Annotated in this window: 21 protein-coding genes; 12 read left to right on the forward strand and 9 right to left on the reverse strand. The window is 67.9% G+C overall.

All coding sequences use genetic code 11. The features are described 5' to 3' along the window. The first annotated feature begins 2 nt into the window (after positions 1 to 2). Positions 3 to 1100, forward strand: a complete 1098-nt coding sequence (locus tag Q664_RS33775; protein WP_043405048.1) for an EAL domain-containing protein — start codon at positions 3 to 5, stop codon at positions 1098 to 1100. Here the strand turns inward: Q664_RS33775 and Q664_RS33780 are convergent. The 9 genes from Q664_RS33780 to Q664_RS33815 form a co-directional block, all read right to left on the reverse strand. Then, complete coding sequence (locus Q664_RS33780; RefSeq protein WP_043405051.1) at positions 1094 to 1726, reverse strand: hypothetical protein; 633 nt, start codon at positions 1724 to 1726, stop codon at positions 1094 to 1096. The two genes, Q664_RS33775 and Q664_RS33780, sit on opposite strands and share 7 nt — an antisense overlap. A 115-nt stretch (positions 1727 to 1841) precedes the next feature. Continuing rightward, entirely contained in the window at positions 1842 to 2297 is a 456-nt protein-coding gene (locus Q664_RS33785; protein WP_043405054.1) for a hypothetical protein, read from the reverse strand. 135 nt (positions 2298 to 2432) lie between these two features. Then, positions 2433 to 3998: a hypothetical protein gene (locus Q664_RS33790; protein WP_043405057.1), complete on the reverse strand. Its 1566-nt coding sequence runs from the start codon at positions 3996 to 3998 to the stop codon at positions 2433 to 2435. Further along, the gene (locus Q664_RS33795; protein ID WP_043405191.1) at positions 3995 to 4783 is read right to left on the reverse strand and encodes an outer membrane lipoprotein-sorting protein; all 789 of its coding nucleotides are present in this window, start codon (positions 4781 to 4783) and stop codon (positions 3995 to 3997) included. The genes Q664_RS33790 and Q664_RS33795 overlap by 4 nt, the downstream gene beginning before the upstream one ends. 5 nt (positions 4784 to 4788) lie before the next feature. Then, positions 4789 to 6090 carry an ABC transporter permease gene (locus Q664_RS33800; RefSeq protein WP_043405060.1) on the reverse strand — a complete coding sequence of 434 codons (1302 nt, stop codon included), beginning with the start codon at positions 6088 to 6090 and terminating at the stop codon, positions 4789 to 4791. A gap of 4 nt (positions 6091 to 6094) precedes the next feature. Next, a complete protein-coding gene (locus Q664_RS33805) occupies positions 6095 to 8194 on the reverse strand; it encodes an ABC transporter permease (RefSeq protein ID WP_043405063.1) in 2100 nt (699 codons plus the stop codon). A gap of 2 nt (positions 8195 to 8196) precedes the next feature. Further along, positions 8197 to 8874, reverse strand: a complete 678-nt coding sequence (locus Q664_RS33810) for an ABC transporter ATP-binding protein (protein ID WP_235216981.1) — start codon at positions 8872 to 8874, stop codon at positions 8197 to 8199. Further along, positions 8795 to 9529 (reverse strand): GbsR/MarR family transcriptional regulator, encoded by a 735-nt coding sequence (locus Q664_RS61475; RefSeq protein WP_075207583.1) that lies wholly within the window; start codon positions 9527 to 9529, stop codon positions 8795 to 8797. Before Q664_RS61475 ends, Q664_RS33810 begins: the two co-directional genes overlap by 80 nt. A gap of 151 nt (positions 9530 to 9680) precedes the next feature. Continuing rightward, entirely contained in the window at positions 9681 to 10238 is a 558-nt protein-coding gene (locus Q664_RS33815; protein WP_043405066.1) for a hypothetical protein, read from the reverse strand. A 206-nt stretch (positions 10239 to 10444) separates the two neighbouring features. On the opposite strand from Q664_RS33815, the gene Q664_RS33820 reads away from it, so the two are divergent. From Q664_RS33820 to Q664_RS33870, 11 genes are all read left to right on the forward strand, one after another. Then, positions 10445 to 10723, forward strand: coding sequence for a hypothetical protein (locus Q664_RS33820; protein WP_043405069.1), 279 nt, complete (start codon positions 10445 to 10447; stop codon positions 10721 to 10723). Between the two features lie 141 nt (positions 10724 to 10864). After that, positions 10865 to 11419 carry a hypothetical protein gene (locus tag Q664_RS33825; RefSeq protein WP_043405072.1) on the forward strand — a complete coding sequence of 185 codons (555 nt, stop codon included), beginning with the start codon at positions 10865 to 10867 and terminating at the stop codon, positions 11417 to 11419. Between the two features lie 93 nt (positions 11420 to 11512). Beyond that, positions 11513 to 11950 carry a tetratricopeptide repeat protein gene (locus Q664_RS33830; protein WP_043405075.1) on the forward strand — a complete coding sequence of 146 codons (438 nt, stop codon included), beginning with the start codon at positions 11513 to 11515 and terminating at the stop codon, positions 11948 to 11950. Between the two features lie 25 nt (positions 11951 to 11975). Beyond that, a complete protein-coding gene (locus Q664_RS33835; protein ID WP_043405078.1) occupies positions 11976 to 12380 on the forward strand; it encodes a hypothetical protein in 405 nt (134 codons plus the stop codon). 9 nt (positions 12381 to 12389) lie between these two features. Continuing rightward, positions 12390 to 13220 (forward strand): sigma-70 family RNA polymerase sigma factor, encoded by an 831-nt coding sequence (locus Q664_RS33840; RefSeq protein WP_075207584.1) that lies wholly within the window; start codon positions 12390 to 12392, stop codon positions 13218 to 13220. Next, positions 13102 to 13644, forward strand: a complete 543-nt coding sequence (locus Q664_RS61480; protein ID WP_235216975.1) for an ATP-dependent helicase HrpB — start codon at positions 13102 to 13104, stop codon at positions 13642 to 13644. The genes Q664_RS33840 and Q664_RS61480 overlap by 119 nt, the downstream gene beginning before the upstream one ends. A 137-nt stretch (positions 13645 to 13781) precedes the next feature. After that, positions 13782 to 14576, forward strand: a complete 795-nt coding sequence (locus Q664_RS33850; protein WP_043405080.1) for a type III secretion protein — start codon at positions 13782 to 13784, stop codon at positions 14574 to 14576. 53 nt (positions 14577 to 14629) lie between these two features. Next, positions 14630 to 16222, forward strand: coding sequence for a hypothetical protein (locus tag Q664_RS33855; protein ID WP_043405084.1), 1593 nt, complete (start codon positions 14630 to 14632; stop codon positions 16220 to 16222). Positions 16223 to 16246: 24 nt separating this feature from the next. After that, positions 16247 to 16918, forward strand: a complete 672-nt coding sequence (locus Q664_RS33860) for a FliH/SctL family protein (RefSeq protein ID WP_043405087.1) — start codon at positions 16247 to 16249, stop codon at positions 16916 to 16918. A gap of 3 nt (positions 16919 to 16921) precedes the next feature. Next, positions 16922 to 18238: a type III secretion system ATPase SctN gene (gene sctN / locus Q664_RS33865; RefSeq protein ID WP_043405090.1), complete on the forward strand. Its 1317-nt coding sequence runs from the start codon at positions 16922 to 16924 to the stop codon at positions 18236 to 18238. Positions 18239 to 18323: 85 nt separating this feature from the next. After that, positions 18324 to 18815 (forward strand): flagellar assembly protein FliH, encoded by a 492-nt coding sequence (locus Q664_RS33870; RefSeq protein WP_043405093.1) that lies wholly within the window; start codon positions 18324 to 18326, stop codon positions 18813 to 18815. Positions 18816 to 18827 lie beyond the last annotated feature (12 nt).

Here is an 18827-nt window from a genome sequence, read left to right on the forward strand (position 1 = left end):
GCATGAGCCAGACCGTGTCGAAGTCGTGTGAGCGGTGCCAGTCCCTGCCCGAGAAGCTGGAGATGGAGGGGGCGGGTCGGCTCTTCCTCTGGCTGCCGCTGGGTCACAGCTACGGCAAGCTGGTGCGGCAGTTGGGTGACTCCGGGCGCCAGTACCAGGCCATGCCGAATGATCGCTGCGTGGCGGTGCGGCTGGAGGGCGCGCAGCTGAGTGCCTTCGTGGCCGACGTCATGGGGGCGCTGACGGGCGAGGAGTCGCGGGCCACGCGCGCGCTCTTCGTCGAGGGCGAGGGCGAGCCGGGGCTGGGGGATTTCCCGCGGGTGGGCTCGCTGCCGCAGCTCTTCACCCTCAGCCGCTCGGGGTGGCTGGTGGACATGCTGGCCGAGAAGCGGATCACCAGCCACTACCAGCCCATCGTCCACGCCAGGGACACGCGTCAGGTATACGCCTACGAGGCGCTGCTGCGCGGCCTGGAGCGGGACGGGGCGCTGGTGTTCCCCGGGAAGATGCTGACGCTGGCGCGCGACGCGGATCTGCTCTTCCAGTTGGACCTGGCGGCGCGGCTGTCCGCGGTGCGCGAGGCGGCGCGGCTGGGCTTGAAGGTGCCCATCTTCATCAACTTCACGCCCACGGCCATCTACGATCCGGCCTTCTGCCTGCGCTCCACGGTGGCGGCCATCTCCGAGGTGGGCATGCCGCCGAGCAACGTGGTCTTCGAGATCATCGAGTCGGACCACACGCCGGACGCCAACCACCTCAAGTCGTTGATCGCCTACTACCGGCAGGCGGGCTTCCGGGTGGCGCTGGATGACCTGGGGGCGGGGTACTCGTCGCTGAACCTCATCCACCAGCTGCGTCCGGACATCATGAAGCTGGACATGGAGCTCATCCGGGGCATCCACCAGGATTCCTACAAGGCGTCCATCACGGAGAAGCTGCTGGAGCTGGCGCAGAAGCTGGGCATCCTCACGGTGGCCGAGGGCATCGAGACGCCCGAGGAGCTGCGGTGGGTGCGCGAGCACGGGGTGGACTTCGTGCAGGGCTACCTCATCGCGAAGCCGAGCAGCCCGCCCACCACGGTCACGCCGCACTACTACTGATTGACGAGCGTGGCGCCCGAGCGCTGGAGGCTGAGCCGCCAGGCCAGCCTCAGCTCGTAGCCGGCGTTCTGCAGATGCTGGCGGGCCGTGATGGTGTCCCGGTTCTCCACGGCCTCCTCGGCGAAGCCGATGCGGTCGATCGCGCGCCCGATGAAGCGCGCGGCATCACCCTGGCCGCTCTGGGCGGCATTGGCGAGTGCATCGGAGAGATCCTGCCGGGCGGAGGTGATCGCCGGACCCACGGAGAAGTCTCCCTCCTCGAGCAGCTGGTCGGTGGTGATCATCCACTGGTAGCCGCTGTTCAGGCTCTCCAGGCGTTGCTGCCGGAGCTGCTCCAGGGCTTGCGCCCGGGCGCTCACGAGGGCCTCCCGCTGCTCCATCGTCTGGAGACGCTCCTGGTCCTCCTGTTGCTGGCTCTGCTGGGCCTCCAGCTCGGCTTGAAGGAGCTCCACCTGGGCGCGCAGCTGCTTCACCTCCAGCTCCCGGGCGGTGCGCTCCAACTCCTCGAGCGTCGGCGCCTGCTCCTGCTGGGCCGCGGGCTCGACGGGAGGAGCCTCCTGCGGCGTGGCGGTGGGAGAGGGGGTCTGTCCGAGAAACAGCGTCAGGGAGAGGGCGAGAAGGCTCATCTCCCCAAACGTGTCCACCGGCGGACGAACCGGCACAGCCCGGAGGACGAGCCTCCGTTCATCCGTCCGAGGGGCGAGCAGACGAACCGCCCGCCCCGCTCGGACGTGGTCCGCATCAGCCCTCGAAGGTGTCCTTCATGCGGGAGATGGCGGCGCTGGTCATCTGGTCGATGGTCTGCTTGAAGGTCTGCTGCATCAGGACCTGCTTCATCATGACCTTGGAGGCCTGCTCGAAGACCTTCTCCGGGCTGGCGTTCGGGTTGGCCTTGACCCACGCGGCCATGTCCTTCTGGATGCCCTCGAGGGCGCGGCCCTTGAAGGTCTTGCCCAGGCTCTCGACCATCATGCCGTAGCCCTGGCCCTTCTTCTCACCCACGAGCTGCGCGAGCGAAGCCTGCACGTCGGCCAGCTCGGAGTCGCTGTTCACGTCGAGCTTGAAGTCAGACCCGAGGTCGCTGGCGGACTTCACGCCCTTGAGCTCCTCCGTGGACGGAGGCTGGATCGACGGGCCAGCCGTACGGGCCGCCGAGTTGGCGGTGAAGGAAGAGTTGTTTCCGATGCGGGTGGACATGGCATCACCTTTCGGGAAAGACACGAATGCTTTGAAGGCATTATCGCCCGGTCCCCCGGGAAGTTGCGTGGGCGGGGACCGAATCTTTCCCGTTTTCTGGCAGTGCCGTGAAAAGTCCCTGATTCCAGGGGCTTATCAGAGGTCGATGCGCAGCCCCACGCCGGCCTGGAGCGTGGGGGGGGCGATGTTGATGGCGGGGATCTCCTGCTCACCCTGGCGGATGGGCGGCAGGTTGAGGGCGAAGCGGAACTCGCCCCCCTTCTGGCCGTAGTTGAGGGCGACGAAGGCCTCGACGCTGAGGTAGCGCAGGGCGCGGTGCGTCACGTCCAGACGGGTGATGAAGGAGCGATCGGAGAGGTTGCCCAGGTTGGACAGGATGAAATTGGTGTTGTCCCAGGAGCCAGGTCCGGAGAGCAGCCCGTAGATGGCGGCGTAGTGCTGGCCGATGAAGAAGGGCTGATATTGCCCCTGGAAGATCAAATAGGGGTAGACGAGCGCGGTGTCGTAGCCCGTCGGGTTGTAGAAGTACTCGACGCCCACGGTGGCGGTGTCGTTCTCCGAGTAGGCGAACGTCCAGGTGGCGCCGGTGCTCAGCTGCGGGATGAAGTACTCGTCCAGGTAGGACGTCTCGATGGGAAGCGAGCCGATGTCGATCGGCGGGCCGCCGTTGTTGGCCTGGCTGAACAGGTCCTCGAGCGAGATTCCCTCGGGCAGACCGTAGATGGGGGTGTCGGAGCCCCTGCGGATGGCCAGCTCGCCGTAGATGTCGATGGGGCCGATGCCGGAGGAGAAGTCGAACCCGAAGCGGGGCTTGCGGCCGCGCTGGAGCACGGCATCGAAACCCAGCTCGGTGGAGCCGAGCACCACCTCGGCGCGGGCGGCGCCACCGACGCGGCCGAGCGTGTCCGCGGGGCCGGCGTTGTCGAGCATGCCGATGGCGTAGAAGTTCCAGCCCCGGGCCTCCCAGGGCACGTGCACCTTGAGCATGGTGGCGCCGGTGCGCGCGTCGAAGAGGGCGAGCGGATCCCTGCGCTGGGGGCTGAGGAAGTCGGTGGGGTTCCAGAAGCGCGCGGTGCCCCACTTCACGTGCTGCTTGCCGGCGGTGATGAAGAGCTTGTGATCCAGGTCGAAACGCAACCAGGCCTGGTCCAGCAGCACGCGGGGCTCGGAGGCGGCCGCGCCCGGCGCCGAGGGGAGGAGGCTGCCCGAGCCCTCCTTGCGCGTGGGATCATAGGTGAGCCGGCCGAGCACGAAGCCGCGAAGCCGGTCGGTGGGGCGCGCATCGAAGTAGCCGTCCACCAGCATGGGGGCGGAGACGGCGGTGTTGCCGAAGGACACCCCCTCGCTGCCCTGGGTGAGGGCGCGCAGGTAGAAGCGGCCGCCGATCTTCAGAGGATCCTCGACGGCGTCCTCGGTGTCGAAGGCGTTGGTGGCCGCCGGGCCATCGAGCGCCTGCGCGTCGCGATCCCCGGGCCGGGTGTCCCGGGCCTCCGGGGCCGTGGCGGCCGGAGTGGCCTCGGGCGCGTCTCCGAAGAGGGCGCTCTCGTCGGGGCGGGCCGCGTCCGTTGGAGCAGCGGGCGAGGCCTCCTGGGTTGCCGGAGCCTCACCGCCGAAGAGGTCCGCCTCGTTGGGGCGCTCCTGGGCGAGTGCGGGCAGGGCGGCGAGGGTCGCGGCGAGCGCCAGGGTGGTGCGGGTGCTCATCGGCTTTTGCTCTCGAGCCAGGCCTTGGTGAAGATGTTCTCCTCCAGCGCATTCAGGTCCACGTTCTTCACGACGATGACGGTGGAGTTGGCCTTCTCCACCTCGTCATAGAAGCGCATCTCCTGGGGGAACCAGACGTCGGCCTTCTTGGACTCGCTGAAGACCTTCATCCACTTGGGATAGTAGGAGGTGCGCATCAGGCGCTTGGAGAGGGCGAACTCCTGGCGCTTGAGGATGTTGGACGTCTCCTTGTCCACCCACAGGTGCACCACGGGGTAGGCCACGTCCACGCCCTGCCTGGCGGTGAGGACGAGCTTCCAGGCGGTGAACTTGCCGAGCTTCTCCTCGCCCTCGAACGCCGGGTCGTACTCCTCGGCGAGCCGGGACTCGTCGAAGTCGGCGCGGCGGCTGTCGGTGCCGGCGATGCGCTCGCGCTCGGTGCGCCGCTCCCACTTGCCGGTGTTGGGATCGTAGCTCCAGAGGTTCTTCTCCAGCCGCAGGTATCCCTTGCCGGCCTCGCCCTTGGGCTTGGTCATGAGGATCATCAGCTGATCCCTGGCGTCGCGGCGGTACACCACGGCCTCGCGCACCACGTCCGTTTTGTCCTTCTCCTTCTGCTCGATGTACATCAGCGACTTGTAGTCGCCGCCGTTGCTCTGGCGGTCATCGAGCGTCGCCAGGAGCTTCTTGAGCTCGGCCGGGTCCTTCATGTCGGCGGCCCGGGCGGAGGGGACGGCGAGGAGCACCGCGGCGAGCACGGCGCCGAAGAGGTTGCGCAGGGTCATGGTCATCACCCGATGTGGTGCATCGCCGTGACGGGCTTCATCCGCGCGGCGAGGAAGGAGGGAATGAGCGAGACGAGGGTGGTGCAGAACGTGATGATGAAGATGGAGCCGGCCACGGCGACCGGGCTCACGGCGAAGCGCAGCTGCTCGGACATGATGATGAGCTGGACGGCCATGGGCATGGTGATGTGGGCGGCGTTCAGGCCCAGGCACACGGCCAGCCCCAGCAGGGCGCCGGACAGCGTTCCGAACAGCGCGAGCATGAAGGCCTCGAACAGGAACATCAGCACCACCCACCCGCGCTGCATGCCGATGGCGCGCAGCGTGCCGATCTCCCGGGTGCGCTCGCGGATGGCGATCCACAGGGTGTTCATGACGCCCACGCTGATGATGATGAGCAGCAGGACGAGCAGCCCCACGGTGAGCCCGTTGAGCGCCTTCACGGACCAGGTGATGAAGGAGATCTCATCCTCCCAGTTGGTGATGTCCAGGCGCTGACCCGTCCAGGCCTCGCGGTTGACGGTCTCGAACTTCATGAAGAACGGGTTGGGGTTGTGGTCGAGCACCTTGTGGCCGAGCTCGGGCAGCCGCTTCATGAGGCGGGCCTGGACGGCGGGGACGTCGGCGGTGTCCTTGAGGTAGAGGTGGAGGGCGCCGGTGGCGTCGTCGCGCATCTGGTAGAGGGCGCGCAGGGTGGAGTTGGGCAGGTAGCAGTAGACGGAGCTGAGCATGCCCACGTTGGCGGCGATGGCGGCCACGCGCACGTCCACGGTGTTGCTGGTGCCGCGCATGGTGGGGGAGGAGAGGGTGACGGTATCGCCCACCTTCACCTCGAGCTTCTTGGCCTGCTCCTCGAAGAGCAGCAGGGTGTTGGGCTGCTCCAGGTCCTCCATCCGGCCCTCGCGCAGCATGAGGGCCTTGCGGAAGCCCGTCTCGTTCTGGATGTCGACGCCGCCCAGGACGAGGTCCATGGAGCTGGTGTCGCTGACCACCTTGGAGTAGCCGCGCCCGCGCTGGACCATGTAGTCCAGCTCGGGGACCTCCTGGAGGAGCTGCTGCTGGAGGGCGGGGATGGCGGTGACGACGGGGGCGGACTGGCCCGCGGTCACCTTGAAGAAGCCGGCCACGTTGACGTGCCCGGTCATGAGCGTGGTGGCGGTCTCCACCGTCGTCGTCTGGATGCCGTTGGACAGGCCCATGAGGATGACGAGCAGCCCGGTGACACCGGCGATGGCACCACCCAGCAACAGCGTGCGGCGCTTGTGGGAGGCGAGGTTTCGCAGCGCGATGAGCAGGAGTTGGAACATGGCTTCACTCGTCCGTCTGCATCGCCTGGAGGGGCGAGACCCGGGTCGCGAGGTACGCCGGGTAGAAGGTGGAGAAGGCGGACACCCCGAGCACGATGACCAGGGCGGTGATGATGTTGGAGGCCTGCAGGGTGGGGAAGAGGCGCGGGCCGGAGAAGAAGAAGTAGAGCGACTCGTGGAAGGCGGGGATGCCCGCCATGCCGAGCCCCTTCACGGCCAGGGAGCCCAGCAGCGCGCCCGCCGCGCCGAACACCAGGCCCAGCACGGTGGTCTCCAGCAGCACCATGCCCAGCACGAAGCCGCGGTGGGCTCCGATGGCGCGCATGGTGCCGATCTCCCGCACACGCTGCAGCGTGGCCATCATCACCGAGTTGTTGATGATGACCACCGCCACCACGAAGATGATGAACACGGCCGCGTAGAGCACCAGCTTGGCCACCAGGATGATCTGCCCGACGAGGTCCGACGCCTGGTGCCAGGAGACGACCTTGAGCGGCAGCCCGGCCTTCTTCGACGCCTCCTGGAGCTCCACCATGGTCTGCTCCAACGTGTCCGGGTCCTTCAGCATGATCGCGGCATGGAGCACCACGCCGTCGTCGATGTCCTGCTGGGTGTACTTGCTCAGGGCCAGCTCCTGCTGACGCCGCGCCTGGGACGAGCCCGCGAGCTGCGCGTCCTCGTCGATGGAGCCCGAGGAGGTCTCCGCCACCAGCGAGCTGTCCTCGCCGAAGAGGGCCGCCTCGGCGTCCTCGCGCGCCACGTCGGTGACGCCACTGGCCTCCTGGAGCTTCGCCAGCTCGTCCTTCTGATCCGCCGTCATGTAGCCGTACAGCTCGCGGAAGGTGATGATGTCCATCAGGCTGAGCGAGCCGGCCAGTTGGGACTTCTCCATGCCGGTGAACTCGAAGGTGCCGTACACCTTCACGTTCGCGCTCCGTGCGTAGCCCGTGCGTGTGAAGGCGGTGATGGTCAGCTCATCCCCCAGCCGGAGGCGGTAGAGGTCCAGCAGGGGCACCAGCTCCGCGTAGAACTGCTGGTAGCGCGCGTCGAAGTTGGCGTCGTCCATGGTGAAGAACGCCACCAGCAGCTTCTCCAGCTCCGTGTCGGTGCTCCCGAGCACCTTCTGCAGCCGCGCGATGGCCTGCTGCGTCTTGAGCGGATCCAGCTGGAAGAGGAGCTCGCGCGTCTGGGTCTGGTTCTCCTTCAGGCGGCGCTGGAGCTCGGGGTCCTCGGCGATCTTCCGGTGGTTGACGTCGCGCGCCTCCTTGATGATGTCCAGCCGGCGTGCCGTCTTCAGCTTGAAGAACTCCTCGTAGGAGAACTTGGGCAGCAGCAGGCCGCGCTGGCCCTCGGGCACGGCGGTGCCGTCCACGATGCGCATCCGGTCGAAGGTCTTCTGGTAGTTGACCAGATCGGTGCCCAGGTAGCGCAGGGGAACCATGTCACCGTCCGTCACCAGGGGGGCGATGCGGTTCTCCAGCAGCTCGAGCGAGGCGAGCGGGTCCTTCTCGAAACCGTCCCAGAACTCCTGGGAGCGGGCGCGCTCCAGGGCCCGCAGGTCCGCGGGATCCATCGCGTTCTCGGCGGCGAGGGCGTTGCGCCGCTCCAGGTCCTTCTCGAGCAGGGCGATCATCTGGCGCACGTGGGTCTTGAGGCTGTCGATCTGCGCGCGCAGCTCGGGCGTCTCACCCGCGGCGGCCTGCTTGTAGAGGTCTCTCAGGCGCGCGAGCGTCAGGTCCACCGTGTTGCCGGACATCAGCATGGTGGAGTTGGTCCCCATGGGGACCACCGTCTTCACGTTGGGGTGCTGCTCCAGCACCTTCTTGATGTCGGAGAAGCGCTCGATGACGCGCAGGTCCGCCTCGCCGCCCATGTTCCCGTAGAGCGCCAGCGAGTCCTTGGACTTCTCCGAGTACACCTGGAGGTGGCCCGCGACGCTGCCGATGATGCTGCGGCTCATCGACTCGTCCAGGCTGTCCACCACGGCGCCCCCCACCACCACCAGCACGGTGCCGAAGAGGATGATGCCGCCGATGATGACGTTGACCCAGCTGGCGAACAGGTTGCGGAAGGCCACCTGCACCAGCAGCTTGAGCTGTCCCATTCCTAGTGCCCCTCCGCTCCCGCGGCCATGGCCTTCTGGGCCTCGGCCGGGGTGATGCGGTCGAGGATCTTCCCGTCCGCCAGCCGGACCACCGCGTTGGCGTGGTTCATCACCTTGGCGTCGTGGGTGGAGAAGATGAAGGTGGTGCCCTCCTTGCGGTTGAGCTCCTTCATCAGGTCGATGATGTTCTGGCCGGTGACGGAGTCCAGGTTGGCGGTGGGCTCGTCGGCCAGCACCAGCTTGGGCCGGGTGACGAGCGCGCGCGCCACGGCCACGCGCTGGCGCTGGCCGCCGGACAGCTCGTTGGGGCGGTGCTTCACGTGCTTGTCCAGGCCCACCTGCTCCAGCAGCGTCATCACCCGCTGCTCGCGCTCCTTCGGGTTGAGCTTGCGCTGCAGCAGCAGGGGGAACTCCACGTTCTGGTAGACGCTGAGCACCGAGACCAGGTTGAAGCTCTGGAAGATGAAGCCGATGGTGTGCAGCCGCAGGTCCGTGAGCTGCCGCTCGGAGAGCGTCTTGGTGTCCTGGCCATCCACGCTCACCACGCCCGAGCTGGCCGTGTCCACGCAGCCAATCAGGTTGAGCGCCGTCGTCTTGCCGCTACCGGACGGGCCCGCGATGGAGATGAACTCGCCGGGGTACACGTCCAGGGACAGGCCCCGGAGCGCGGGCACTTCCACCTTGCCCAGGGTGTACGTCTTGATGACGTCGGTGAGGGAGACGATGGGCCGGTTGGCGCCAGAGACGGCGGTGAGCTGGGTCATGGCTGGGTTCGGTCCTTTCCGAGACCGGGGAAGGGGTGGGGGAGGTTAGCGGGCGCCGCTCCGCCGTTGGCGGCGGGGACGGGGGGGGAGGGGTGGTCTGGCTGCCGGGTCTCCGGGCGAAGCGGGCACGCCACCGCTCGGCCGCACCGGCCAGTTCCTGGCGGTAGAAGCCGCAGAACTCTACCGCCTCGCGCAGCTTGTGGCGCTCTTTCAGCTCGGGCATGGCCAGTGCGTCCTGGCACAGTTGACCCAGGGCGTCCATGGCGGTGACCGCCATCTCGAGCCGGTGATCCCAGCCCGCGCTGTTGAAGACGTAGTAGTGGCGGCGATCCCCCGGGATGCTGGCGGGGTCCACCAGTCCGCCGGCCTGCAACTGGCGCACGTTGGTGGAGACCGAGGCCGGACTCACCCTCAGCAGCCTGGCGACCTCGGCCAGTGCGAGCGGCTTCTCGGCCAGCAGCAGCAATCCGAGGATGCGGCCGCCGATGCGCGGCACGCCCTGGCGCTCGAAGAACAGGCCCATCGACTCGATGAACCGCTCTTCCTCGGCACTCAACCCGTCCCGACGCATGCGCGGCTTCTCCCGGAGCGGAAGTCGCGTACCCGTCTACGGGCGTCAGGACGTTCAGTCAATACTGAATGAACTGACGGGAGCCCGCGGCACCGGTGCGGGGCCGCGGGCTCGAGGTCCTTCCTCTTCATATGGGACGGGAGGTGGCGGACTAGTGCTTCACATCGCCGCCCATGTCACCGGAGCCGCCCACGTCGCCGGAGCCGCCCACGTCACCGCCCATGTCCTTGTCCTTGTTGATGTCCTGGTCCAGGCCCGAGCCGCCCAGGTCCTGGTTGATGCCCGTGTCGCCTTCCAGGCCGCTGCCGCCCGTGTTCGACATGTCCAGCGAGATGCTCTTGGCCACGTTGTCCGTGCCCTTGATGTCGAAGCTGGCGCGTACCTGCTGGCCTTCCTTGAGGTCCTTGACGCGCTTGACGGTCGGATCCGCGAACTGGGTGTCCTTGTCGATCTTCACGGGGATGACGCCGTTGTCCGTGCGCAGGTGGAGCATGTTGCTGCTGCTCTTCACCACGGTGCCGGTGACCTGCTTCTCGCCCGTCATCATCTGGCCCTGCATCTGGCCCGAGCCGCCGATGTCGCCGCCCATCTGCCCGCTGGTCTGGCTCTGCTGGTCCTTGTCCTTGTACTTGTCGTCGTTGTTGGCCAGCGCCACACCCGAGCTCAGCAGCGCCACGGTCGCGAACAGCCCCACGATCTTCTTGCTCATGAGATTCTCCCTTTGAGGCGGTGGGCGGTGCCCCCCTGGCAGTGCCCCCCGCTGGGAAAAAGCTAGGTGCACTCTGGGTAGCGGCCAGGGACCTCCTGGGAAGCGGGACTGCCTGAGCCCTCCCCGGGCGTCTTTTGTTGGCGCGTCGCCTCGACCGTAGGGCAGGCGGCTTGAACCCGGAGGGTGTTTTCCCCTACCTTTCCACCATGCCTCCCCCGTCCAAGCAGCAGCCCGCGCCCGTCGCCGAGCCCCTGCCCACCCCTTCCTTCCCCGCCATCGAGTCCTTCATCGAGACCGCCTCCGCCGAGGAGGTCCAGGCCCTCTTCACTCCGGTGAAGAGCGAGCTGGCCAACCTCAAGGGCCCCAAGGCCGAGCACGCCAAGAAGGTCCAGGCCGCCATCTCCCGCACCGAGGAATTGCTCGGCGTGCTCCTGGAGACGCGCGAGCGGCTGGTGGCCGAGTCCAAGGGTAAGGGCCGGAGATAATTGGGGTTTTTCGGCCCGGGCCGACTTTCTGGTGGATCAGACGCAACTGTGGCGGACGATCACCGATAATTCAGGAAAAGGGAGCGCAGGAATCCCCGTGCTCCACGAAGCCTTGGCCGTTCCATCGTCTGGAGAGGAACCATGAAGATCGACAGCAACCTGAACATGCCGCGGATGTCCACCAACGTGACCACGGCCCGCGTGACCCCCGACACGAGCTTCGCCGCTCGCGTGCAGAACGGTGTCGGCACGGCGGCCAACATGGTGGCCGGCGGCGTGGGCGTGGTGGCCAACATGGTGCCCGGTGGCTCCGTGGTGTCCGCGGCGGTGTCCTCGCTCACCACCTTCAGCAACAGCAGCGGCTCCGGCTCGGCTCCGTACTACGGCGCGGCCCTGGGCTCCGGCGCGTCTCCCATGAACACCACGCTCAACGCGGGTGGCGGCAGCGCGCTCGTGTCGGGCTCCACCTCCATCGGCGCCTCGGGCGGCAACAGCGGCCAGGTGAGCCTGCCCGGTGGCGGCAGCGGCGTGGGCGGTGAGTTCAACGGCGAGATGCAGAGCATGTTCTCCGAGCAGAAGAAGCTGCTGGGCCTGCAGGTCGCCATGCAGCGTGAGAACCAGGTGTTCAGCACCATCTCCAACGTGCTGAAGACCCGGCACGACTCGGCGAAGAACTCGATCGGCAACATCCGCTAGCGCCGGCGCTGGCGGTCTCACGGGCCCGGTGCCCCGGGGAGGACGAGGCCTCGTCCTCCCCATGGCCGGGCCGGAAAAGGAAGCAGACGTCACATGGCGGAGACTTCGGAGATCTCGGGCAGCCTCGTGCCGCTCGCCAGGCGGGAGGCGATGATCCTCCTCGAGGCGGGCTATCTGTGGCTGGACATGGGCCAGTTCGACAAGGCGCGCGAAATCTTCGCTGGCGCCGCGCTGCTGATGCCCAGGAGCGAGGTGCCTCAGCTGGCGCTCGGCTCGCTCGAGTTCGCCCAGGGCCGCCATGACAAGGCGCTGCAGGCCTACCGGGCCGCCCAGCGGCTCGCCCCCAATTCGGCCCTGCCTCGCGCTCACGTGGGCGAGGCCCTGCTGTTCATGGGCAAGGTGCCCGAGGCCCTCAAGGAACTGAAGGCCGCCATCGATCTGGATTCGGAAGGAGATGGGGGGCGGCTGGCCCGCGCCCTCATCGACGCGAAAGAAGCGGGGGCCCTGCCTCCGCCCTCCGCGAAGAAGTAGAATGTGCTGAAGGAAGGAGATGCCGATGTCGGTCGGTGGAGTTGGACGAGGGGGCGGAAAGGGACGTGCTGGAGGCGCCAAGGGCCCCTCCGGCAAGGCGCCGGCCGGCAAGGCAGGGGCGACGACTTTTGGTGGCTCGGTGGATCGCACCGCGGGGCTGGTGGGCCCCTCTGGAGCCGTGGGCTCCGGCAACGTTCAGGGGCCCCAGGCCGCTGACCCCATCACCTCCCAGGCGCTCGCCATCGCCAAACAGCTCAAGAACGGGGACTTCAAGAACAAGGAAGAGGCGACCAAGAAGCTCGTCGCCGAAGTGCTCAAAGAGAAGCTGCGGATGAAGTCGTCGGCGCTCACGAGCAAGATCGCCGATGCCTTGCAGGATGACCCCCGACTGAATCAGGCCCTCGAGCGGTTGTGGTCGAAGGCCGAGTGAGCGCCCCGCTTGGCTCTCGGCGAAGACAATAAGGTCCTGCTGGAGAAGTACGGCCCCTACGTGCGGTCGCTCGCGGCCACCGTGCGCAGGCAGTTCTCCGCCCAGCTCGAGCTCGATGAGCTCATCGCCTACGGCCAGATTGGCCTGCTGGAGGCGGCGGATCGTTTTGATCCGAAGGTGGGAGCCAACTTCCTCACATTTGCCCACTACCGCATCAAGGGCGCCATCTACGACGGCCTGCGCAAGATGGGGATTCTCAAGGGCAACGACGCCCGCAGCTCCTACATGGGAGAGCGGGCGACGGCCTATTTGGGAAATCTTTCGGATCGCGAGCAGGGAGGAGGCAACCGCGGGGGGTCCATTGACGATGATGTCATGGAGATTTCCAACGCGGTGGCGGGGCTGGCGATGGTGTTCGCGACCAGCCTCGAAGGTGCGGACACCCTCGGCTTCTCGGACGAGTCCCTTCCGGCGGATCAACGGATCGAGCTCGAGCAGCAGCGGGTGAGGTTGAGGGGGGCCATCGAGAAGTTGCCGGAGAAGGAGCGCCGGCTGCTTCAGGGCTACTACTTCCAGGGCAAGACGCTGGAAGAGGCGGGGGCGGAGATCGGGCAGTCGAAGAGCTGGGCGTCGCGGCTGCATGCGCGCGCCATCGAGCGGCTCAAGGAGCTTTTGAACGAGGAGGACTCTTCCTCCTCCGAGGATTCAAGGAGGCAGTCACATGGCGGGTCCGATGGCCGGCGTCTCGGCGGCGCAGATCGCTCAGCAGAAGTTGCAGGATCAGGGCGCGCAGCAGGTCAACAAGCAGGGAGCCTCGAAGTTCGACGCGGCCCTCGCTAACAAGGCCCAGGCCGCGGGCGGGCCTGAGCAGGTCCAGGCCACCCAGGCCACTCAGGCGACCCAGCGCGCCGAGCAGATCCGCCACACCGAGTCCGTCAACAAGACGGAGAAGGCGGCGCTCAACAAGGTGAACACCGCCGGCCAGGAGCCCGCCACCGCGCGCGGCGCCGAGGCCGTCAACGGCAAGCAGGAGGCCAACAAGGTTGGCAACATGCTGTCGCACGTGGTGGGCGAGCTGGAGAAGGGCCAGGTCAACATGGACAAGCTCATCCAGGCCGGCGCCTCCGGAAAGACGTTCTCCAACGCCGAGCTGCTGTCGCTCCAGGCCGGCATGTACAAGTACACGCAGGAGCTGGACCTGACGAGCAAGGTCGTCGAGAAGGCCACCAGCGGTCTGAAGGACACCCTGAAGACCCAGGTGTGAGCGAGCAGCCGGCCGAGCCGGTTCCTCCACCTCGAAGGGCGTCTCCTCGAAGCGAGGGGGCGCCCTTCCTGTTTTCCAGGCTGTTTCGGGTTGGGTCTTGTTGCGAGGGAGTCGGCCCATCTAAGCTAGGCGCGCCCATGACGCTCCGACCGTACGCGCTCGCCGCCCTCCTCGTTCTCGCGGTGGGGACCGGCTGCACCATCGACCTGCAACACGACCTGACTGAACAGGACGCCAATGAGATCTACGTCCTGCTCAGCAAGAACGGCATCGCCGCCACGAAGATGAAGGAAGAGGGTGGCAACGAGCTGCGCTTCCGGATCCAGGTGCCCAAGGCAGATGCGGCCCAGGCCGCCGAGCTGCTGCGCGCGTACTCGCTTCCGCGGCCGATGGAGAAGGGACTGAACCACTTCGCCAAGGGCGGCATGGTGCCCACCGCCACCGAGGAGCGCGCCATGCTGCTCAAGGCGCTCGGCGGCGAGGTGTCCAACTCGCTCAATCAGATCGACGGCGTGCTGGAGGCCCGGGTCATCGTGATGATTCCGGAGAACAACGACCTCACGCAGCCGGAGAACAAGCCGGAGCCCTCGGCGTCGGTGTTCATCAAGTACCGGCCGGGCCTCAAGAACGAGTCGCCCATCAAGCGTGAGGACGTGCAGCAGTTCGTCTCCACGGCGGTGCCGGAGCTGAAGCCCGCGGCGGTGACGGTGCTGCTGACGCCGGCGCTGCCTCCGGATGCCGAGGTGGGCCCGGAGAGCCGCCTGCAGGACGTGTTCGGCATGCGGATGACGGCCTCCAGCGTGAGCCAGTTCCGGATGATGGCGGGCGTGGCCGTGATGGTCATCCTGGCCGCCATCGGCCTGGCGGTGTGGCCCATGCTCCGGGGCGGTGGTGCCGCTCCCGCCACGGGCCGGCCCCGCCCGAAGCAGTGAGCCGAGCGACGTCCGCTCCTTTCCTGGAACGCCTCCCACCCGCGGGGTGACCGTTGGATCAGTTCTTCACCTCGCTGAGCAAGCGACAGACGATGATGCTCCTGACCGCCGTGACCTTCGGTGGCCAGGAAGGCGTCGCCGCGCTGGAGCATCTGCCCGAGGAAGAGGCGGAACTGCTCCGGCATCGGGCCCAGGAGATCCTCCAGATTCCGCGCGAGAAGCGCATCCCGCTGCTGGTCCAGGAGATCAAGCGGCTGGTGAAGGACCGGCGCGGCCAGTTGTGGAGCGCGGATCCGGAGCGTCTGGCGGGGTTGCTCAAGCGCGAGCGTGCCGCCCTGGTGGAGGTGATATTGCGCGCGCTGCCGGCGCAGTTGGCCGAGGCGGTGCGCTCCCATCTGCCCAACACGGGCAAGGTGAAGCTCACGCGCGAGGTCCGGCCGCAGGTGCTGGACATCGTGCGCTGGAAGCTGGAGGAGCGGCTGTCGCGCGAGTCCGCGGCGCACGTGCCCTTCAAGTTCACCGACGTGCTGCTGCTGCAGACGCGCGAGCTGCTCACCATGTGTGACCGGCTGGGCGCGCGCGTGCTGGGGCCCGCGCTGGCGGGTATTCCAGACGGCACCCGGGAGCCGGCCTTCGCCGTGCTGCCGCCCCACCTGCGCCAGCTCGCCACGCGCGCCGTGACGGCCAACGCCCCTCGCAAGCTCGCCGAGGAGGACGCCCAGGCGCAGCTCGAGCTGTACGGTGGCATCGACAACCTGGCCGCCGCCATTCGAGGCGCTGGCGTGCACCGGCTGGCGCGCGCCAGCGTGGCGCAGTCCGCCGAGTTCGCCTCGCGCCTGGTGGAGAAGCACCGCAGCGAGTTCGGGCAGATGCTCGCGAAGTGGGTGCGCGAGGAGCGCGCCAAGCCGACGACCCGCGGGGATGGTGGCCGCACGGACATCGTCACGGACCTGGAGCGGCTCGCGGCCCGGGGTCTCATCGAGCGCCCGGTGCGGCTCACCCCGCCTCGTCCGCCCGCCCTCGGCCCTCCGCCCTCGCTGGCTGGCAAGCCGGCGGTGGTGTCTCCGCCTCCCGCGAGCCGGAATCCCGCCATGTCGCGCGAGATGCGCGCGGGCGCCAGCTCGGAGGCCTCGGTCCGCCGGTCCGCGTCCTCCCAGTCCGTCAGCGTGCGGAGGGATCCCATCGCCGAGCGCGAGGCTCGCCGGGCGGGTGCCAGCTCGAGCTACGGGAACCGCCAGCAGGAGGCGCCGCCCGAGTCCTCTCCCTCGCGGGTGAGCCGGGTGACCCCCCGGAGTGCTCGGGAGGGTGCCCGGGAGGGAGCGGACGTGAAGCCGGATCCTTCCGGGGCGCGTATCGGGCCGCCGCCCTCGTCGAGGCCCCCCACGAACGTGGGCTCCCGGTCCCGGGTCGAGGTTCCCGCGCAGGACTCGGAGGTCTCGCGCATCATCCGCTCCCCGGTGGCGCGCACGCACAGCCGGAGCGCCGTGTCCCGGGTGGAGGGTGAGCCCGAACGGCCGCCCAGGGTGCTGGGGACCAGCACCTCCCTTCCAGCGGTGAAGACGGAGGGGTCCCAGGTCCAGCGGCGCACGCAGCGGCCGGGCGGGCCGGGCACGAGTGGGCGTGGACCGCGGGGCGGAACGCGCTAGCATCCGGCGGACAAGGAGCTTTCCATGGCGATCGGCAAGGTGATCAAGGGCGATTCGGGGGCCGAGCCTCTGCCTGGCGGGGACAGGCCGGTGTTGCGTCCTCCGCGCCCGGGCGTGATGAACGCCGAGGTCTTCGATGCCCGGCAGAGCGCCCAGGGCATCATCGAGGAGGCCAATCGCGAGAAGGAGCGCATCCTCGCGGAGGCCCAGCGCGAGCGGGAGGATCTGCTGGCCAAGGCGCGCGAGCAGGGCCGGCAGGAGGGCCTGGCGCAGACCACGGAGACCCTCCTGCGCGCGAAGATGCAGGCCGGGGAGATCCTCGCCCAGCAGGAGCGCGACGTGGTGGCCCTGGCGTGCAAGATCGCCGAGAAGATCATCGGCCGCGATGTGGAGCGCGACCCCACGCTGTTGGCGGATATCTGCGCCAAGGCCATCGAGGAGCTGCGCAACGCGCGGGCGGTGGTGCTGAGGGTCAATCCCAAGTCGGCGGCGGTGCTGCGCGCCCGCAAGGCGGAGCTGATGGAGCTCATCGGCCGGGCGGTGGACGTGTCCATCAAGGAGGACGCGGACGTGGCCCCGGTGGGCTGCATCGTGCAGACGGAGTTCGGCAAGGTGGACGCGCAGCTGCCCACCCAGTTCGAGATGCTGCAGAACGTGCTCTTCCCGGACCAGGGCAAGAAGGACGGTCCCGCGTAAGCCATGGCTCTCGATCTCCAGCGCTACTTCTCCCTCATCAAGGACGCGCCGCTCTACCGGGTGCAGGGCCGCGTCACCGAGCTGACGGGTCTGGTCATCAAGGCGAGCGTGCCCGGCGTGCGCGTGGGCGAGCTGGTCCTCATCAAGGGCCACGGCGGCCGCAACTCGGTGAAGGCCGAGGTGGTGGGTTTCCAGGGTGACGAGGTCATGCTCATGCCCCTGGGCGAGCTGCTCGGCATCGGCCCGGACAGTGAAGTCGTCCCCACCGGCAGGCCCCTGTCCATCAAGTGCGGCGAGGGGCTGCTGGGCCGCGTGCTCAACGGCATCGGCGAGCCCATGGACGGCAAGCCACTGCCCACCGAGGGCCTGTTCGACTGGTCGGTGGACCGCGACTGCCCGGACCCCTTCAAGCGCCAGCGCATCGAGCGGCCGCTGCCCCTGGGCGTGCGCTGCATCGACGGGCTGCTCACCGTGGGCGAGGGCCAGCGCGTGGGCCTCTTCGCCGGTTCCGGCGTCGGTAAGTCCACGCTGATGGGCCAGATAGCGCGCAACACCCAGGCGGACCTGTGTGTGGTGGCGCTGATCGGCGAGCGTGGCCGCGAAGTGCGCGAGTTCATCGAGGACGCCATGGGCGAGGAGGGCATGAAGCGCTCCGTGCTGGTGTGCGCCACCTCGGACCAGCCCAGCCTCGTGCGTCTGCGCGCCGCCTACGTGGCCACGGCCATCGCCGAGTACTTCCGCGAGCGCGGCGGCAACGTCCTCTTCATGCTCGACACGGTGACCCGTCTGGCCCGTGCCCAGCGTGAAATCGGCCTCGCCATCGGCGAGCCCCCGGCGCGCCAGGGCTACCCGCCCAGCGTGTTCTCCATGCTGCCGCGCATCCTCGAGCGCACGGGCAACTCGGAGAAGGGCAAGTGCACCGCCATCTACACCTGCCTCGTGGCCGGCGGTGACATGGAAGAGCCCATCGCCGACGAGGTCCGCGGTATTCTCGACGGCCACTTCATCCTCAACCGTGCCCTCGGCGAGCGCAACCAGTGGCCCGCCATGGACGTGCTCGCCAGCCTCTCCCGTGTGATGAGCGGCATCGTCTCCAAGGAGCACAAGAAGGCCGCGGGCAAGCTGCGCGAGACGCTCGCCACGTACGAGAAGCAACGCGACCTCATCCTCCTGGGCGCCTACCAGTACGGCACGGACCCCCGGACGGACTACGCCATCGACAAGTACGACGCCATCATCGACTTCCTCAAGCAGGACACCCACTCCAACAGTGGGTTCGACGAGACCGTCGAGAAGCTCATCGGCCTGTTCGAGGAGTGACGGGGAGGCCCGAGGGCGTGAAGGAGCGGGCAGGCATTTCCGGGAGGGGTGACGGCCCCGGGGTTTTCCAGGTTAGGATGGGGCCATGCCCCCCTACCGGTTGCAGACCCTGCTCGAGATGCGCGAGCGCGCCAAGGAGGAGGCCGAGCAGGCCTTCTCCGACGCCGTCAAGGCGCTGGACAAGCAGAAGGCCGAGCTCAAGCGCCTGGAGCAGGAGCTCGAGACGCGCAAGGCCGAGCGCAAGCAGAAGGTCATGGCCTACCTCCAGGGACTCATGGCCAAGGGAACCACCGGTCCCAACAGCTTCACGATGATGAACCGGTACGAGGAGCGCCTCAAGGACGAGGAGGCGCAGCTCGCGCTGGAGATCGAGCGCCAGAAGGAGGTCGTCAAGACGGCCGAGAAGCTGGTGGAGCAGCGCCGTCGCGAGATGGCCGAGGCCGCCAAGGAGCTCAAGGCCATCGAGAAGCACAAGGAGAACTGGCAGAAGCAGATCCGGGCCGAGCGTCAGGCCAAGGAGGAGCTGAACCAGGAGGAAATCGGGAACACCTTGTTCCTGATGCGGCAGCGCAAGTAACCTCCAGCTCCC

The sequence above is a fragment of the Archangium violaceum Cb vi76 genome, assembly GCF_000733295.1.
GTDB lineage: Bacteria > Myxococcota > Myxococcia > Myxococcales > Myxococcaceae > Archangium > Archangium violaceum.

What these genes read in the sequence shown, in the direction of transcription:
- Q664_RS33775 (WP_043405048.1), top strand. Translation starts at nt 3, where the DNA reads ATGAGCCAGACCGTGTCGAAGTCGTGTGAGCGGTGCCAGTCCCTGCCC.
- Q664_RS33780 (WP_043405051.1), bottom strand. Translation starts at nt 1,726, where the DNA reads ATGAGCCTTCTCGCCCTCTCCCTGACGCTGTTTCTCGGACAGACCCCC.
- Q664_RS33785 (WP_043405054.1), bottom strand. Translation starts at nt 2,297, where the DNA reads ATGTCCACCCGCATCGGAAACAACTCTTCCTTCACCGCCAACTCGGCG.
- Q664_RS33790 (WP_043405057.1), bottom strand. Translation starts at nt 3,998, where the DNA reads ATGAGCACCCGCACCACCCTGGCGCTCGCCGCGACCCTCGCCGCCCTG.
- Q664_RS33795 (WP_043405191.1), bottom strand. Translation starts at nt 4,783, where the DNA reads ATGACCCTGCGCAACCTCTTCGGCGCCGTGCTCGCCGCGGTGCTCCTC.
- Q664_RS33800 (WP_043405060.1), bottom strand. Translation starts at nt 6,090, where the DNA reads ATGTTCCAACTCCTGCTCATCGCGCTGCGAAACCTCGCCTCCCACAAG.
- Q664_RS33805 (WP_043405063.1), bottom strand. Translation starts at nt 8,194, where the DNA reads ATGGGACAGCTCAAGCTGCTGGTGCAGGTGGCCTTCCGCAACCTGTTC.
- Q664_RS61475 (WP_075207583.1), bottom strand. Translation starts at nt 9,529, where the DNA reads ATGCGTCGGGACGGGTTGAGTGCCGAGGAAGAGCGGTTCATCGAGTCG.
- Q664_RS33815 (WP_043405066.1), bottom strand. Translation starts at nt 10,238, where the DNA reads ATGAGCAAGAAGATCGTGGGGCTGTTCGCGACCGTGGCGCTGCTGAGC.
- Q664_RS33820 (WP_043405069.1), top strand. Translation starts at nt 10,445, where the DNA reads ATGCCTCCCCCGTCCAAGCAGCAGCCCGCGCCCGTCGCCGAGCCCCTG.
- Q664_RS33825 (WP_043405072.1), top strand. Translation starts at nt 10,865, where the DNA reads ATGAAGATCGACAGCAACCTGAACATGCCGCGGATGTCCACCAACGTG.
- Q664_RS33830 (WP_043405075.1), top strand. Translation starts at nt 11,513, where the DNA reads ATGGCGGAGACTTCGGAGATCTCGGGCAGCCTCGTGCCGCTCGCCAGG.
- Q664_RS33835 (WP_043405078.1), top strand. Translation starts at nt 11,976, where the DNA reads ATGTCGGTCGGTGGAGTTGGACGAGGGGGCGGAAAGGGACGTGCTGGA.
- Q664_RS61480 (WP_235216975.1), top strand. Translation starts at nt 13,102, where the DNA reads ATGGCGGGTCCGATGGCCGGCGTCTCGGCGGCGCAGATCGCTCAGCAG.
- Q664_RS33850 (WP_043405080.1), top strand. Translation starts at nt 13,782, where the DNA reads ATGACGCTCCGACCGTACGCGCTCGCCGCCCTCCTCGTTCTCGCGGTG.
- Q664_RS33860 (WP_043405087.1), top strand. Translation starts at nt 16,247, where the DNA reads ATGGCGATCGGCAAGGTGATCAAGGGCGATTCGGGGGCCGAGCCTCTG.
- sctN (WP_043405090.1), top strand. Translation starts at nt 16,922, where the DNA reads ATGGCTCTCGATCTCCAGCGCTACTTCTCCCTCATCAAGGACGCGCCG.
- Q664_RS33870 (WP_043405093.1), top strand. Translation starts at nt 18,324, where the DNA reads ATGCCCCCCTACCGGTTGCAGACCCTGCTCGAGATGCGCGAGCGCGCC.